The organism is Streptomyces sp. NPDC059788, assembly GCF_042732265.1.
Lineage (GTDB): Bacteria > Actinomycetota > Actinomycetes > Streptomycetales > Streptomycetaceae > Streptomyces.
Map to the genome: position 1 here is coordinate 130,854 of NZ_JBHWHY010000017.1, position 15,425 is coordinate 146,278.

The 15,425-nt window shown below is 74.1% G+C and carries 14 protein-coding genes; 4 read left to right on the forward strand and 10 right to left on the reverse strand.

The window, feature by feature from the left end:
* Nucleotides 1-74: 74 nt before the first annotated feature.
* Both ACFV57_RS16950 and ACFV57_RS16955 read right to left on the reverse strand, forming a co-directional pair.
* Nucleotides 75-848, reverse strand: a complete 774-nt coding sequence (locus ACFV57_RS16950) for a maleylpyruvate isomerase family mycothiol-dependent enzyme (protein ID WP_385231918.1) — start codon at nucleotides 846-848, stop codon at nucleotides 75-77.
* The gene (locus tag ACFV57_RS16955) at nucleotides 835-1,218 is read right to left on the reverse strand and encodes an SCO4225 family membrane protein (RefSeq protein ID WP_385231921.1); all 384 of its coding nucleotides are present in this window, start codon (nucleotides 1,216-1,218) and stop codon (nucleotides 835-837) included. Before ACFV57_RS16955 ends, ACFV57_RS16950 begins: the two co-directional genes overlap by 14 nt.
* Before the next feature lie 349 nt (nucleotides 1,219-1,567).
* Between ACFV57_RS16955 and ACFV57_RS16960 the strand changes: the two genes are divergently transcribed.
* Nucleotides 1,568-2,806 carry an ROK family protein gene (locus tag ACFV57_RS16960; protein WP_385231924.1) on the forward strand — a complete coding sequence of 413 codons (1,239 nt, stop codon included), beginning with the start codon at nucleotides 1,568-1,570 and terminating at the stop codon, nucleotides 2,804-2,806.
* Between the two features lie 59 nt (nucleotides 2,807-2,865).
* Here the strand turns inward: ACFV57_RS16960 and ACFV57_RS16965 are convergent, their stop codons facing one another.
* The 4 genes from ACFV57_RS16965 to ACFV57_RS16980 all read right to left on the reverse strand — a co-directional run bounded on the left by ACFV57_RS16965 (nucleotide 2,866) and on the right by ACFV57_RS16980 (nucleotide 6,068).
* Nucleotides 2,866-3,594 carry an aspartate/glutamate racemase family protein gene (locus ACFV57_RS16965; RefSeq protein WP_385231927.1) on the reverse strand — a complete coding sequence of 243 codons (729 nt, stop codon included), beginning with the start codon at nucleotides 3,592-3,594 and terminating at the stop codon, nucleotides 2,866-2,868.
* A 187-nt stretch (nucleotides 3,595-3,781) separates the two neighbouring features.
* Complete coding sequence (locus ACFV57_RS16970) at nucleotides 3,782-4,804, reverse strand: phosphotriesterase (RefSeq protein WP_385231930.1); 1,023 nt, start codon at nucleotides 4,802-4,804, stop codon at nucleotides 3,782-3,784.
* A gap of 60 nt (nucleotides 4,805-4,864) precedes the next feature.
* Nucleotides 4,865-5,455 (reverse strand): DUF4865 family protein, encoded by a 591-nt coding sequence (locus ACFV57_RS16975; RefSeq protein ID WP_385231933.1) that lies wholly within the window; start codon nucleotides 5,453-5,455, stop codon nucleotides 4,865-4,867.
* A gap of 40 nt (nucleotides 5,456-5,495) precedes the next feature.
* On the reverse strand, nucleotides 5,496-6,068 hold the full coding sequence (locus tag ACFV57_RS16980; RefSeq protein WP_385231936.1) for a TetR/AcrR family transcriptional regulator: 573 nt from the start codon (nucleotides 6,066-6,068) through the stop codon (nucleotides 5,496-5,498).
* 281 nt (nucleotides 6,069-6,349) lie between these two features.
* Between ACFV57_RS16980 and ACFV57_RS16985 the strand changes: the two genes are divergently transcribed.
* Nucleotides 6,350-6,667 carry an SHOCT domain-containing protein gene (locus ACFV57_RS16985; protein WP_385231939.1) on the forward strand — a complete coding sequence of 106 codons (318 nt, stop codon included), beginning with the start codon at nucleotides 6,350-6,352 and terminating at the stop codon, nucleotides 6,665-6,667.
* 174 nt (nucleotides 6,668-6,841) lie between these two features.
* On the opposite strand, the gene ACFV57_RS16990 is transcribed toward ACFV57_RS16985, so the two are convergent.
* Together ACFV57_RS16990 and ACFV57_RS16995 are read right to left on the reverse strand one after the other, a co-directional pair.
* On the reverse strand, nucleotides 6,842-7,390 hold the full coding sequence (locus tag ACFV57_RS16990) for an ATP-binding protein (RefSeq protein ID WP_385231941.1): 549 nt from the start codon (nucleotides 7,388-7,390) through the stop codon (nucleotides 6,842-6,844).
* 171 nt (nucleotides 7,391-7,561) lie between these two features.
* Nucleotides 7,562-7,852 carry a hypothetical protein gene (locus tag ACFV57_RS16995; protein ID WP_365845020.1) on the reverse strand — a complete coding sequence of 97 codons (291 nt, stop codon included), beginning with the start codon at nucleotides 7,850-7,852 and terminating at the stop codon, nucleotides 7,562-7,564.
* Between the two features lie 313 nt (nucleotides 7,853-8,165).
* Here ACFV57_RS16995 and ACFV57_RS17000 point away from each other — a divergent pair, with 313 nt between their 5' ends.
* Entirely contained in the window at nucleotides 8,166-9,263 is a 1,098-nt protein-coding gene (locus ACFV57_RS17000) for a PLP-dependent cysteine synthase family protein (RefSeq protein WP_385232071.1), read from the forward strand.
* Nucleotides 9,264-9,357: 94 nt separating this feature from the next.
* Here the strand turns inward: ACFV57_RS17000 and ACFV57_RS17005 are convergent, their stop codons facing one another.
* A complete protein-coding gene (locus ACFV57_RS17005; RefSeq protein ID WP_385231944.1) occupies nucleotides 9,358-10,200 on the reverse strand; it encodes a DeoR/GlpR family DNA-binding transcription regulator in 843 nt (280 codons plus the stop codon).
* A 244-nt stretch (nucleotides 10,201-10,444) separates the two neighbouring features.
* Here ACFV57_RS17005 and ACFV57_RS17010 point away from each other — a divergent pair, with 244 nt between their 5' ends.
* Entirely contained in the window at nucleotides 10,445-12,859 is a 2,415-nt protein-coding gene (locus tag ACFV57_RS17010; RefSeq protein WP_385231947.1) for a hypothetical protein, read from the forward strand.
* A 28-nt stretch (nucleotides 12,860-12,887) separates the two neighbouring features.
* On the opposite strand, the gene ACFV57_RS17015 is transcribed toward ACFV57_RS17010, so the two are convergent.
* Nucleotides 12,888-15,362 (reverse strand): right-handed parallel beta-helix repeat-containing protein, encoded by a 2,475-nt coding sequence (locus ACFV57_RS17015; RefSeq protein ID WP_385231950.1) that lies wholly within the window; start codon nucleotides 15,360-15,362, stop codon nucleotides 12,888-12,890.
* Nucleotides 15,363-15,425: the final 63 nt, after the last annotated feature.

Below are 15,425 nucleotides of genomic sequence, written 5' to 3' on the forward strand. Positions count from 1 at the left end.
GTGTGTCATGTGGTGCCCTGTGTTTCGAGGTTGTCCGGCGATCTGGCCCCGGCCCGCGCCGCGTGCGGCGGTCGTCAGATGCCCGAGCGCTCCGGCCACAGCTGTGCCAGGGCGGTGTCGCCCGTGACCGTGAGGTCGTCCAGCGGGCGGCGGTTCCACAGCGCGAGATACAGGTCGGGGGCGGGGCCCTCGACCGTGCAGTCCGGCGTGGCACCTCCCGGCGCTTCGGCACCGCCCGCCGCGGCGCCCGGTATCCGCTCCGCGCGCAGCGGCGCGTCCGACAGCCGCACCGTCCAGGCCGCGTCGGCCGCCCCGGTGCCGGTGGCCCGTATCAGGAGTGTCTTCGGCGCTTCCGTACGCATCGAGCTGTGGTCCCGCGCGTGCATGAGGAGCAGTTCGTCGATGCCGTCGACGGCGAAGGCGGGCGCGGAAGGGGTGAGGCCGGCGCCGAGCGCCGCCTCGGCGTCGGCGCGGTGCACCGCCGTCTCGTGTGCCTGGCGCCGCGCCCAGAAGGCCAAGGGGGAGGACGCGGGCATGAAGGTCCAGCAGGACAGGTCCGCCGGGGCCGAGCGCAGCGCCCGCACCAGCGTCCGGCAGCCGTCGCGCAGCCAGCCGGCCAGCTGCTCGTCGGTCAGCTCCGGGGTCTCGGGCGGCGGGACCGGCTGCTGGTGTCCGTGCTCGACGAAGCCCGTCGCCCAGCGGTGCACCCGGCCGGTGTGGATGAGCAGGTCCCGCACCCGCCACTGCGGGCAGGTCGGCACCGGCGCGTCGGCACCGGCCTTCTCGGCGGCGTCCGCGAGCAGTTGGCCGTCCCGGTCCAGGGACTCGGTGAAGTCAGTGATCTCCATGCCGCTGAGTGTGCCAGCCCCCACTGACAATGGCGCCGCGCGTGCTCGGCCGTCCGCGCAGCCCGCGGTGGACCAGTCCGAGCAGCAGCGCGTTGACCAGCGCGGCGACGGCCAGCGTCAGGATCAGGTACCACTGCGGCGAGCCGGTGCCGCCCCACAGCGCGTCACCGGCGAGCCACATCGGGAACACCGTGGGCGCGGTGAGCAAAGCCGCCCATATGCCGGCGAACGAGGCGTCCTCGTGCTGTACGAAGGCCGTGTCCACCACGGCGAACAGCACCGCCGCGACCACCAGGGCCAAGTAGACCAGCGAAACCGGATTGCCGAACATCAGCCGCGCGGGCCCGCGCAGCCGGGGTGTGACGTTCATGCGGTCCCCCAGGTGTCGGGGTGGCCGGACGGTGTCCGCGCACGCGTCCCGCGCGCCGGCGCCCTCCGGCCGGATGCCCTGGCCCAATCCGTGACCAAGTAGCCAATTATGGTCCGCAGACGGCCCCTTCCGGCAGGTCGGGTACCCGGCATCCGCGTATCGATTCTCGCGTACGGGGCCGTACGTACGGTGCGGTAGCCGTACCGGGACGCGGCCGGTACGCACCGCCCCGCGCACGGCCGTACGCGGGGCGGCGCGCCCGTGGTGAGCGGCCGCGAGAGGGGCGCCGCGGACCCCGGAAGGGTGGCCCGTATTTTGTTCACCGCCGGTACAAAGCAAGAATGGGAACGTGACCCACACTCGGACAACCCGGCTGGAGCGGGGCCGCAGCGCCCTCGGACCCGCACTGGAGCTCGTACACACCGGGCGCGCGCCCACCCGTGCCGTCCTGACCTCGGAACTCGGCGTGACCCGGGCGACCGCGGGCGCGGTCGCGGCGGAGCTGGAAGCGCTCGGGCTCATCGTCGTCGACTCCCGCCCGACCGCCTCGGCGGGGTCCCAAGGCCGCCCGTCCCACCGGCTGTTCCTCGACGAGAACGGCCCGGTCGTGCTCGCCGGGCAGATCCACGCCGACGGCTTCCGCGTCGCACTGGTCGGCCTCGGCGGGCGGATCGTGGCCACCGTCAGCGGCTGCGGCACCATCCCCGCCGACCCGGCCCATGTGCTGGCCGAAGCGGTCGCGGCGGGCTCCGGGCTGCTCGCGGAGACCGGACGGCGCTGCCTCGGCGCGGCGCTCGCCATCCCGTCCGCCGTCGCCGAGCCCGAGGGCGAGGCGCTCAACCCGCTGCACCTGGCCTGGCCTTCGGGCGCCCCCGTACGCCGTCTCTTCCGGCGCGCCCTCGCCGAGGCCGGCATCCCCGGGGTCACCGAGGCGGTCGGCTTCACGGGCAACGACGTCAACCTCGCCGCCCTGGCCGAACACCGGCACGGCGCCGGCCGCGGCGCCCGCGACCTGCTGTGCGTCGCCTCCGGGCACCGGGGGGTCGGCGGCGCGCTGGTGCTGGACGGCCGGTTGCACAGCGGCAGTTCGGGCCTGGCCCTGGAAGTGGGTCACCTGACCGTCAATCCGCAGGGCGCGCCCTGCCACTGCGGCAGCCGTGGCTGCCTGGACGTCGAGGCGGACCCGCTCGCCTTCCTCGGCGCCGCCGGCCGCGCCCCGGGCCCCGAGGGCTCCCTCCTGCGGCAGGCCACCGACCTGCTCCGCGAGGAGTACCGGGACCCGTCCGTACGGGCCGCCGCCGACCTGCTGATCGACCGGCTGGGCCTGGGCATCGCCGGCCTCGTCAACATCCTCAACCCCGACCGCGTCATCCTCGGCGGGCTGCACCGCGAACTCCTGGGCGCCGACCCGGAACGGCTGCGGGCCGTGGTCGCCGACCGCGGCCTGTGGGGCCGCAGCGGCGGCGTACCGATTCTGCCGTGCACGCTCGACCACAACAGCCTGGTCGGCGCGGCGGAGCTGGCCTGGCAGCCGGTACTGGACGACCCACTGGTGGTCCTCGAAGGGGAGGACGCCGGAGCCGGCTGACCGCCGCGGCGGCACGCCGACGGCCCCGGCCGCGGCGTACGCGACCCGGCCGCGGCCCGTCAGTCCCCGGCCGGACCGCCGCGCCACACCGGCGCGGCCCGTCGGCCGACGGCGGTCTCGAAAGCGGCGCGGGCCAGCAGCCGCGTCGAGTCCAGCGTCGGCAGCGGTGAGACCTCCGGTGTCACCAGGAGGGGAATCTCCGTGCACACGAGGGCGACCGCGTCGCAGCCACGGGCCGCCAGCCGCCGGATGACGCGTACGTATTCCCGGCGCGCGGACTCGGTGAACACACCGTTCACCAACTGACCGAAGATGATCTCGTTGACGGTACGGCGGTCCGCCACGTCCGGCACTTCGGCCGCGATGCCGTTCGAGCCCAGCGCGTCCCCGTAGAGCGGGCCCTCCATCGTGTACACGGTCCCCAGGACGCCGACGCGCCGGTGCTCGTCACGGGCGGCGCGTTCGGCGACCACCTCGGCGATGTGCAGTCCGGGCAGCGGCAGTTCCGCGCCGGGCAGCCCGAGCGCCATGTGGGCGGTGTTGTCCGGGCAGACGAAGTAGTCCGCGCCCGCGCGGGCGAGCCGCGCCATGCTCTCGGCGAGCGTCGCCCGGATGGCCCGGTGGTCACCGGCGTCCCAGGCGGCCATGCTCCGGGCCATGCTGATGCAGTCCAGGGTCACGTCCGGATGCTCGTGCGCCCCCAGTTCGGCGAAGCCCTCCTGGCAGAACGCCCGGAAGCACAGCGCCGCCCCTTCGGTGCTGTGCGCGAGGATGCCCAGGTGTTTCACGGTGCCTCCAGAGACCGACGGCCGCGACAGCCGCCATTGTCGCCCGCCCCGGCGGCGCGCGATGGTCCGTGCACCGGCGTACAGGCAACCGTTCACGCCAGTCCGCGCACCGGCGTACGGGCATCAGCGAGCGACGGCCTGCACACCGGCGTACGGGTGCCCGCGCACGATGGTCCGCGCACCAACGTCACGCCTGCCACGCTGCGGCGAACGCGCGGGCCGGGTTCGCCGTGAAGACGCGCCGCACCAGCGCGTCGCCCAGGGCGTGTTCGAGCCGTGGGCGCAGGCGGCGCAGCAGGTACGGCATACCGGGTCCGCCGTCGACCGACCGGGCCGCCGCGGTCGTCGTGTCCCCGCCGAGCAGCAGCCGGTCCCCGTACCCGGCGTCCGCGAGCGCGGCCAGCGCGTCCGGCAGCCGCCAGTCCGTGGCGTGGTGAGCGCGGGACGGCCCGTCGAAGGCCAGGTAGGCCCCGGCAGCGGCGGCCTGCCGGTGGACGACGAGGTCGGGCGAGCGGTTCAGGTGCCCCAGGACCACCCGCTCCGGCGGTACCCCCAACGCGCCGCACAGCAGGTCCAGGACGTCCAGGGCGCCGGTGCCCAACTCCAGGTGGACGCCGATGGTGGCGCCGGTGGCGTGGTGGGCCTCGGCCGCCGCGGTCATGGTGTACCGGGCGTGCGCGTCCAGGCCGTGGAACCCGCCGGCGACTTTGATCATCCCGGCGCGCGGTCGCGCGGCGGCTCCGGAGGCCTCGGGAGCTCCGGCCGCCGCGGCGGCGCCGGTCGCGTCCGTACCGCCGGAGCCGCCGCTCCACCTGCCGATCCCCACCGTCAGCTCCGCCACGAACAGTCCGGCCAGGTCCACCGGGCCCGCGCCGCTTGCCCGCAACCGCTCCAGCACCTCGGGCGCGTAATGCCCCGCCTGGTGCAGGCCCGTCGCCGCGACGATCCGCACCCCCGACTCCGCCGCGAGCCCCGGGAGTTCACCGGCGCGCCGCCCCATTCCGTACGGCGTCCACTGGATCACCGTGCCGCCGCCCGCCTCCCGGAAGGCCCGCAGTTCGGCCGCCGCCGCGCCGGTGTCGGCCAGTTCCTGTCCGGGCAGCAGCGGGCTGCGCAGGAACAGGTGGTCGTGGGCGTCGCAGACGCCCAGCGCGGCGGGGGTGACGTCCCCCGCGACCGTACGGACGGTGAATTCGGCCTGCCCGGTCATCCCTGCGCTCCGTTCATCCCTGTGCTCCGTTCGTCCCTGTGCTCCGATCACGCGTTCCGGTCACCCCTGTGCTCCGGTCGGCAGGCGCTCCGCCTCCGGCGCGGACAGGTGCAGTACCTGAAAGCGCTCCCCGTCCGTCTCCGACTCGGGCGCGGTGCCCTCCCAGAGGGTGAAGCGCACCAGTTCCCAGTGCCGGGGGTCGAGGGCGAGCGCGGTGCTGTGCACCCCGTCCGTACGGGCCAGCCGCCGCAGCCCGGCCATCGCCTCCTCGACGGCGGTGGCCGGATCGGTGCCCTCGTCGAGGGTCTGCGTACGGCGGACGAAGGAGCCTGGGGCCGCTCCGGCCGACGGTCCCCGCTCGTGGTGGACGCCCATCCAGTGCCGCACCACCGGGCGGCCGAAGTCGCGGATCACACCGCGGAAGCCCGGACCGAGCAGGAAGCGGTGCATCGCGGCGGCGTCGGCCCAGAGGTAGAACGGCGCATATTGATTGACGTGCGAACCGTCGACGCCGCGCTCCCGTATGCCGTACGCCTTGATCCCGAGCCCCGCGCAGGTGTCGAGGAGATGGCCCCGGGTCCGCACCCGGTCGCGGATGATGCCCATGTCGTAGTCGGCGGGCAGGGTGACGGCGTACTGCAGGGCGTGCACGGGTGCTCCAAGCGGGTGCGGGGAACGGCTGGGCGGTGGATCACGCGGACCGGGTGGTGCGTGCCGCGAGCAGGGACAGCACGCCGTGCACGGCGGTGTCGAAGGGGTCGGGCGATCCGGCGGCGCGGGCCAGCACGTAGCCGCCCTGCACGGTCGCGACGACGGTGGCGGCGGTCCCTTCCGGGTCCAGGTCCGCGTCGAACTCGCCGCGGTCCCGCCCCTCGCGGAGGATTGCGGCGATCCGGCCGCGCAGCCAGTCCAGCGTCTCGAACACCGGCTGCCGCAGCGCCGGGTCGGCGATGACGTCCGGGTCCATGGTCAGCCGGCCCACCGGGCAGCCGCGCAGCACGTCACGCTCGCGCAGCAGGTAGGCCCGCACCCGGTCGTACGCGCCGCCGTCGCCGGAGAGGACGGTCTCGGCGGTGGCGCGCATGGTCTCCGCGGTACGGCGGATGGCGGCGAGGGCGAGGTCGGACTTGCCGGTGAAGTGGTGGTACATGCTGCCCTGTCCGACCCCGGCGCGCTGCAGGATCGCCTTCGGGCTGGTGCCGGTGAAGCCGCGCTCCCAGAGGAGTTCCCGGGTGCTCTCGATGAGGCGTTCGGAGGTGGTCATGCGACCAATGTACATACCAGTAGTTACAGAGATCAATCGGGGTGGCGACGAGAGGCGGTGCGAGATGGTGCTGGGCGGGGCGGCGGGAGGCGGCCGGACCGATGGTCCACCACCCGCCCGCGTACTTCCCCGGTGGTACGTGAGGTGCCGTCAGCCGTACGACGACCGGCGGCCCCCGGCGGGCCAGGCTCGGAAGGAAGAACGCAACGGCCGTGCCGGCCCCGTCCGCACATCCGGGCGCCGGGCCCGCGCGGCATCTGCCGACAAGGAGCTGACCTGTCATGTTCGAGCTCGCGCACCCGTGGAACGGCGGCGGCCCCGGCCCCTGGTTCCTCTTCTTCCCGCTGTTCTGGGCGGCCGTCGTGTTCGGTGTGATCACGCTGCTGCGACGCACCGTGTGGCGTGGGCGCGGCCCCCGGAGGCCGTTCGGCGGCCCTCCGGGTGCCGGCCCCGCACCGGCGGGCCGTGCCGACCCGTCGCCCATCGACCTGCTCGCCCGGCGCTTCGCGACGGGGGAGATCGACGAGGACGAGTACTGGCGCCGGCTGTCCGTCCTGGAGGAGCGGTTCGGCACCGGACCGAAGGGCGGCACGGCATGACGGTCTGCGCCGTCGCCACCGCGTGAGGGGCGACGGCGCGCCAGGCACCGCACACGTTCGTCGGGTGCGCGTCCGCACGGCGCGCACTTTCCGCCGGTACACGTCCGCACGGCGCGCACCACTTGCCGTCGACCACCGCCCCGCACGGCGGACCCGCCCGCTGACCGGACCCCTTCAACCGACCCCGGCACCCCGTACCCGGGAACGGGTGTCCACCGGTGTGCGCAGGGGCGTTTCGGCCGATGTGAGCGCCGGTTCGCGCGTCGTCACGCCGCGGGCGCACGACGAGCGCCCCGCCGGCCCCGGGCGTACGGTCTGCTCGGGCGCGAGTGTCGGCGCGGGGAGCGTGAACCAGACGACCTTGCCGCCGCCGTCGGGCCGCACGCCCCAGCTCTCGCTGAGGGCCGCGATCAGCGACAGCCCGCGGCCCTCGGTGTCGAGGGCGCCGGCCTTCTGTACCCGGGGCAGCCGCGGGTCCAGATCGCGCACCGAGACCGTCAGCTGGTCCAGGAGGACGAGCAGTTCCACGGTGCACTGCTTACTGGGTACGGCGTGCTGGTGCACGTTGGCCAGCAGCTCGGTCACACCGAGCGCCGCCGGGTCTATCAAGGCGTCGAGACGCCAGTAACGGAGCTGCGCCGATACGATTCTGCGCACCTGGCCGATCCGTGCCGGAACGGCCTGCAGCTCCACCGTGCAGTGTCTGCTGGGCTGCCTGATCACGACCACGACTCCCTGATGAGGTCGGGCGCCCTCGTACGTCGGGGGCGAAGATCGGATCCAGCGATGCCGCCTTCCACCACAGTGTCACCGCTGGTGAACCCTCAGTGATACGAGTCCAGGGTCGTCCCACCAGTGCGCTCCCGCAACCGCACCGTCCCCCGAGGGACCCTCTCAAGCGCGGGCGGAGCGTGCCGCGCGTACGGCATCCAGGAAGCGGTCCGGGGTGCCCAGCGTCAGCGAATAACGGTGCCCGTTCAAGGTGGCCAGCGCCCGGTCACGGGCCGCGAACAGCGGTTTGTGCGCCTGGACGGCCTGCACCGGCGCGCTGTCTATCTCGGTGCCGTAGCTCGTCAGCAGGGCCAGCCTGCCGTCCTTGATGACGACCTGGCCCGCCCGGGTGAGCGACCGGAGCAGCCATCTCTCTATGCGCACCCCGGTGGCGTTGAATTCGGGCTCCGCCATGGCGACGACCTCCTCAGCGCGTCGGGCGTGCGGTCTCCACTCGCCCACTGGTGCGCAGTCTGCCTGCGTCGTGCCCCGTACACCAGTACCCCTTGGCCAAAGCTCGTCCCACCACCGGTCCCAGGTGCTCCTGGTGCTCCTTGGGGTTGCCCAAAGGGATGTTTATGCAGGTGAGAAGCGTGTGGCAGGTGGTTATAGTCGGAACCGGCCCGGCGTCCCGCGCGGGCTCCGTACGACGTCGGGGAGCGCGCCGATGAGCACCGCACAGTCACCACACAGCCCCGCCGACCGGGTGTCCGGGAGCGGCGGCCCGATGCCGACCGTGGACGTCGACCGCAGCGATCCGGCCTACCGGGCGTGGCTGAAAGAAGCCGTGCGCAAGGTGCAGGCGGACGCCAACCGGACGGCCGACACCCATCTGCTGCGCTTCCCGCTGCCGGAGGCGTGGGGCATCGACCTGTACCTGAAGGACGAGTCGACGCACCCCACCGGCAGCCTCAAGCACCGGCTGGCCCGTTCGCTGTTCCTCTACGGCCTGTGCAACGGCTGGATTCGCCCCGGCAAGCCCGTCATCGAGTCCTCCAGCGGCTCCACCGCGGTCTCCGAGGCGTACTTCGCCGGGCTGATCGGGGTGCCGTTCATCGCGGTGATGCCCGCCACGACCAGCCGTGAGAAGACCCGGCTGATCGAGTTCCACGGCGGCACCTGCCACCTCGTGGACGACCCGCGGACCGTCTACGCGGTCTCCGCCGAACTCGCCGCCGAGTCCGGCGGGCACTACATGGATCAGTTCACCTACGCCGAACGGGCGACGGACTGGCGGGGCAACAACAACATCGCCGAGTCGATCTACCAGCAGCTGCGGCTGGAGCGCTATCCGGAGCCCGCCTGGATCGTCGCCACCGCGGGCACCGGCGGCACCTCGGCGACCATCGCCCGCTACGTGCACTACATGCAGTACGACACCCGCATCTGCGTGCCCGACCCGGAGAACTCCTGTTTCTTCGACGGCTGGCGCACCGGAGACGCGAAGACCGACTGCGCCACCGCCTCCCGGATCGAGGGCATCGGCCGGCCGCGGATGGAGCCCAGCTTCGTGCCCGGCGCCATCGACCGGATGATGAAGGTCCCGGACGCGGCGAGCGTGGCGGCCGTACGGGCTCTGGAGCGGGCCATCGGGCGCAAGGCGGGCGGCTCGACGGGCACCGGCCTGTGGAGCGCGCTGAAGATCGTCGCGGAGATGGTGGCCGAGGGGCGCACCGGCTCCGTCGTCACGCTGCTCTGCGACCCGGGCGACCGCTACCTGGACAAGTACTACTCGGACAGCTGGCTGGAGGAACAGGGCCTGGACATCGCGCCGTACACGGCGACGATCGACAGTTTCCTGGCCACCGGCGTCTGGCCCGACTGAGCGCCGCACGCCCCGGCGGCACGCCCCCGGGCGCAGGCCCCCGGCCGTACCGCCCGGCAGCCGTACGCCCCGGCCGCCCCGGCCGCCCCGCCCCTCAGAGATCCGTGCCGTCGCCCGGCTCGCCCGCGACGACCAGCTCCGGCGGCAGCTCCGCGATCTCCTCGCGCGCCTGGTCCGGCAGTCCGCGGTCGGTCACCAGCACGTCCACGTCCTCCAGCGAGGCGAACGAACTGAGGCCGACCGTGCCCCACTTGGTGTGGTCGGCGACCACCACGACCCGGCGGGCGGAGCGGACGAAGTGGCGGTTGGTCTCCGCCTCGGCGAGGTTGGGCGTGGACAGCCCGGCCTCCACGGATATGCCGTGCACGCCGAGGAAGAGCACGTCGAAGTGGAGGGAGCGGATCGCGGCGTCCGCCACCGGCCCCACCAGGGTGTCCGAGGGTGTACGGACCCCGCCGGTCAGCACCACCGTCGCGGCGCCCGGCCGGGGCGCCGGACCGCCGGCCGCCGCCCGCTGCGCGTTGTAGAACACGTCGGCGACCCGCACCGAGTTGGTGACGACCGTCAGATCCGGTACGTCCAGCAGCTGCTGGGCCAGGGCGAACGCGGTGGTGCCGCCCGCCAGGGCGATCGCGCCGCCCGGCGCCGCCATCTGGGCTGCCGCCTTGGCGATGTCCTCCTTGGCGCTCAGCTCCAGCCCCGACTTGGCCTCGAAGCCCGGCTCGTGACTGCTCGGCTCGCTGACCGGGACGGCCCCGCCGTGCACCTTCTCCACCATGCCCTGCCGGGCGAGGGCGTCCAGGTCGCGCCGGACCGTCATGTCCGAGACGTTGAGCCTGCGGGTCAGCTCGTTCACGCGGACGCCGCCGCGCCGTCTGACCTCGTCGAGGATCAGAGCGCGACGCTGCTCCGCGAGGAGGTTCTGGTTGTCGCTCACCCCGGCCTGTCCCTTCCGCCCGGCTGCCGTTTCGCCCTCATCCTCGCACGCGGGCGCGGCGGCATCCGCCCCGCCGTGGTGGGGTGCGCGCCCGGGTAACCGGGAAGGGAGGAGAAGCGGACACGCGAGGGGCGTGCGCGGGGAATCGCGGATGCCTGGTTGAAGATGACATGACAGCGGTTGCCGCCGCCGGGTACCGTGCGGCGCCGACCGGCGACACCGTACGGCATCGGGGGAAAGACCAGTGGACACCGGCAGCGGCACCCACCCGGCGACTCCGGACGGGCCGGACACGGCCCCGGACCCGCCCGGCAACTCCCAGGACGGCGCACCAACCGGCAAGCGGCAACTCGCCCTGGAACTCCTCGTGCACGGCGTCGGCGGCACCACGCCCGAGAGGATGCTCGGCGACCCGCGCACCGTCCTGGTCACCGGCGACGACACCGCCGCCGTGTACCGGCGGGCCGTCGACGCCGACGCCGAACAGCGCCCGGACGACTACCGCACCGAACCGGTCCGCGAGGCGTACTGCTGGTGCAACCTCACCTCCGGCAACGGCGCCCGCGCCCTGTGGCTCGTCCTGCTGCCCTTCATGGTCGCCAACCTCGCCCACTGGATGCGCCCCGCCGCCCCGTCCCGCCACCGGGGCCATCACGTCTACGACATCCTCGTCCGCCTCCTGGCGCTCAGCCTCACCGTCCTGCTCGCCGCCGCGGCCTGCGAAGTGGCCCTGGACCTGACGGCCTGGCAGTGCGCGGGCAGCGCCGCCTGCGCGGCGGGCAAGTCCTGGATGGGCTTCCTCAGTCCCGAACAGGGCGGCGCGTGGAGCGGGCCGGGCCGTCGCATCGTGATCGCCGCCCTCTTCCCGCTGCTGATCGTCGGCTTCCTGTGGTGGCTCTCCCGCCGTACGTGGAGCGCGTACGAGTCCGCCTCGCCGCCGCCGCGCCGCCCCGGCACCTCCCGCGACGTGCCGCCCGCCCAGCGCCCCGCGCTGACCCGCCGCGGCTTCTGGTACGGCCGCCGGGTGGTGGCCAGGCTGCGCGCCGCGCACACGGCCGCGGGGCTGCTCACCATCGCCGCCGCGCTCCTCGTGGCCGCGGTCGACTTCGACCGGCGTACGGGCGGCGGCCCGCTGCCCGCCTTCGGCCGGGTCCTGCTCGCGCTGGTCCTGCTGCTGGCGGCGCTCACCGTCTGGGTCGTGTGCCGCACCGCGCGCTCCGAGGCCGAACCGGACGAACACCGCGACCGGTTCCTGGTCAGGGCGCTGCCGTTCGCCGCGCTCACCGCGCTCGTCCTCTGCGCCGTCCACACGGCCTGGGCGCGGCCCGGCTGGGTCAGCGGCGACCGGCTGCCCGGCAGCGGCGCCTTCGGCGGCCTCGTCGTCTTCCAGGGCCTGCTGGTCCTCGGCCTCGTCGTCACCGCGGGCCTGCTCCAGAACGCCGCCCGCCGGCACGGTCACGGCGACGGCCGCGCGGCGCTGAAAGGCCTGCACGGCGCGGCCGTCGCCCTGCTGGGCTGCGCGCTGGGCGGAGTGCTCACCGGAGGCGCGGCCCAGCGGCTGGGGGACTGGCTGGACGGCGGCGCCACCCCCGGCGGGCCGGGCGCCCCGATCGCCGGTCCGCCCGTCCTGCTGTCCTGGCAGGCGTCGGTGCTCCCCGTCCTCCTGGTGGTCGTCGCGGCCTTCGCCGTACTGGCCGGTGTCCAGATGGCGCTGGTACGCCGCAAGGTCGAACCGGACATCCCCGGCCTGTACGACAAGCAGGAACGGCCCGACGAGCAGCGGGCGCGCCGCATCGCCGGCACCATCGCGCGGGCCGGGCTCACCGACTCGGCGCCGGTCCTGGTCGGCGCCGTCTGCCTGGTCACCCTCGTCCTCGGCGCCGGAGCCGTGGCCGGCGCCTGGCTCACCGACCGCGCGCCCGGCCGGGCCACGGAGCACGCCCCGGTGCTCGTCCACACGGCCGCCGCGACGGCCGAATCGCTCGGCTCCTGGCTGATGGGAGCCGGGGTGCTGCTGCTCGCGGTGATGGGCTGGCGCGCCTACCGCGACCGCTCCACCCGCCGTACCGTCGGCATCCTGTGGGACGTCGGCACGTTCTGGCCGCGCGCCGCCCACCCCTTCGCCCCGCCCTGCTACGCCGAGCGCGCCGTGCCCGACCTGACATGGCGGATGGCCACCTGGACCGAGAGCAACGACGGCCACCTGGTCATCTCCGGCCACTCCCAGGGCAGCGTGCTGGCGGCGGCGGCCGTCTGGCAGCTGGACCTGGTCACCCGCAGCCGCGTCGCGCTGCTCACGTACGGATCGCCGCTGGAGCGCCTGTACGGACGGTGGTTCCCCGCCTGTTTCGGTCCGGAGGCGCTGACCGGGCTGCACCGCGAGATGGACGACTGGCGCAACCTGTGGCGGCTGACCGACCCCATCGGCGGGCCCGTGCGGCTCACATGTGCGGACGGCCCGGCCATCGACCTGGGCCCGCTGCGCGACCCGCTCGCCTTCGGGCGGACCCTGCACCACCCGCTGCCCGCCCAGATCCTGGGGCACGGCGACTACCAGTCCGACCCGGTGTTCGAGGAGACCCGCGCCGAACTGATCGCCCGGCTCGGGGCCTGCCTGCCGGGGCAGCGCGCCGAACCGGAGCCGCCCGCAGGTGCCTGACGACCCGTCAGCCACCCGGCCTCCCGGCTCACGGGAGGTCGGGCAGGTCCTCCGCGTACAGCAGGGTGAGAGCGTCGGTGTCCGGGTCGGGCAGCAGAGCGACCCGGCCCGCGTGCCGCTCGACCATCGCCTCGAACGTCTGCCGCGCGGTCCGGCCGTTGCCGAACGAAGGGCCCTTGGGGAGCGCGGTGAAGTACTTCAGCAGTGCTTCGGCCGCGCCGTCGGCCAGCCGGTATTCGTGCTCCTCGCTCTGCTGCTCGACGATCCGCAGCAGGTCCTCCGGCGCGTAGTCGCCGAAGGTGATGGTGCGTGAGAAGCGGGACGCCACACCCGGGTTGACGGCGAGGAAGCGCTCCATCTCGGCCGTGTACCCGGCCACGATCACCACCACCGCCTCGCGGTGGTCCTCCATCAGCTTCACCAGTGTGTCGATCGCCTCGCGCCCGAAGTCCCGCCCGGAGTCCTCCGGCGAGAGCGCGTACGCCTCGTCGATGAACAGCACCCCGCCGCGCGCCCGGTCGAACGCCTCCTGTGTACGGATCGCCGTGGAGCCGATGTGCTCGCCGACCAGGTCCACCCGGGACACCTCCACCAGGTGCCCGCGCTCCAGCACGGCCAGCGAGGCCAGGATCTCGCCGTAGAGCCGGGCCACGGTGGTCTTGCCGGTGCCGGGGGAGCCCGTGAAGACCAGGTGGCGGCGGACCGAGGCGGCCTTGAGCCCGGCCTCCTGGCGGCGGCGCCCCACCTCGATCATGTTGATCAGGCTGCGCACCTCGCGCTTGACGCTCTCCAGGCCGACCAGCTTGTCCAGTTCGCCGAGCACCTCGTCGGAAGGGCGGCTCGCGGCGGCCTCGTCGGGAACCGGGGCGGGCGGCGCCGGCTCCGCGCTCGGCGCCGGTACGCCGCCGAGCAGCCCGGCGTTGCCGAGCAGCCCCGCCGTCTGCGTCGCCGGCACGCCCGCCGGGGCCCGCACCGCCGCGACCGGCACCGCGGCCTCGCCCACCGCGCGGCTCTCGTCACTGGTGCAGTCCCGCACGGTCGGGCCGCCCGTGTACCCCTCGCCCTGCGCGGCCGCGCCGTCCGCGAACTCGTACCCACCGCGCGCGCACCGCTCGGTACGGCAGCGCGTCAGCGTCGTACGGCAGCCGTCGATGATGTGGAACCCGTACCCCGAACTCCCCGTCACCCGGCAGGCGTCGAAGGTCCCGCGCCCCTCCGCCGAGACATAGAAACCCGCCTCGACCGGCGACGCGACCGTGCAGCGCTCGACGGTGGGGTCGGCGCCCTTGGTCACGATCACGCCGGTCTGCGCGGCGTCGATGGTGCAGTTGGCGAGCGTGCCGCCGCTGCCGTGGTCGCGGAACCAGGCACCGGTCGCCGCCTCCCGGATGCGGCAGTCGTCGAGCTGCACGGTCGCGCCGTCGCTCACCGACACTGCGGTGTTGCGCACCTGGGACAGGTCGGAGTCCACCACGTCCGCGCGCGAGCCCCGGTCCAGCACGAACAGCGCGTCCGGCACGTCGTGCACCCGCGTCGCGTCCAGTACGGCGGTGGCGCCGTCGCTGACCCACACCGCCGGGTAGTCGCCCGTACTGTCGTGGATCTCGCACTGGTTGGCGTCCACACGGGTGCCCGGGTCCCACACGGACAGCCCGTTGCGGCCGAAGCGGCGCACCGTGCTGCGGGTCAGCGTCAGCACCGACCGGGACCGCAGGTCCACCGCGTTCTCCGGGATGTCGTGGATGTCGCAGTCGGCGAGCGTGAGCACCGCGTCGGTGTCCAGGGTGATGCCGTCGGCCGAGGTGCGGTGCACCGAGCAGTCGGTCAGCTGGCCGCTCGCCCGCGACGCCACCTGCACCCCCGCGCCCTTGATCTCGTACAGCTCGCAGCCGAACGCCTCCACGCCGCTGCCCTCGCCGTCGACCGACAGACCGGCGCCCGAGGCGTGCCGCACCCGGCAGTTCTCCAGCCGCGGGTGCGCGCCGCCGCGCACCGCGATCCCGGACTGCCCCGCGGCCACCACCTCGCACTCCTCGAAGATGCCGCCCGCGTCGTCCAGCACGCTGATGCCCACCCCGCCGGGATTGTCGACCGTGCAGCGGCGCACGGTCGGGCGCGCGCCGCCGCGCACCTCGATGCCGGACGCGGAACGCGTCACCACCCGCAGCCCGTCCAGCTCCGGCGCCCCGTCCTCCACCAGCACCGCGGGCACGGTCGAGTCCTGCCCCTCCAGCTGGAGGTCCTGGACCGTCGCGGAGGCCCGCACGGTCAGCGCCACGCCGTCGGCGGGCGCGATCCGCACCGACCCGCGCGCGCCCTCGGGCCCCCGGAGCGTCACCGCGCGCAGCAGCACCAGGTTCTCGCGGTACGTACCGGCGCCCACCGTCAGCACATCGCCGTCCCCGGCGGCGTCCAGGGCCGCGGCCAGCGAGCTGTACTCGCCCGTGCGGCGCCGCCACCGCGATGTGCCCGTGTGCGTCACCTGGACCGAGCCCTGTGCCATGGCGCTGTCGTGCCCCCACCTCGTGCGGCTGTTACCGGCCCGGCAGTTGTACGTCCGCGTATG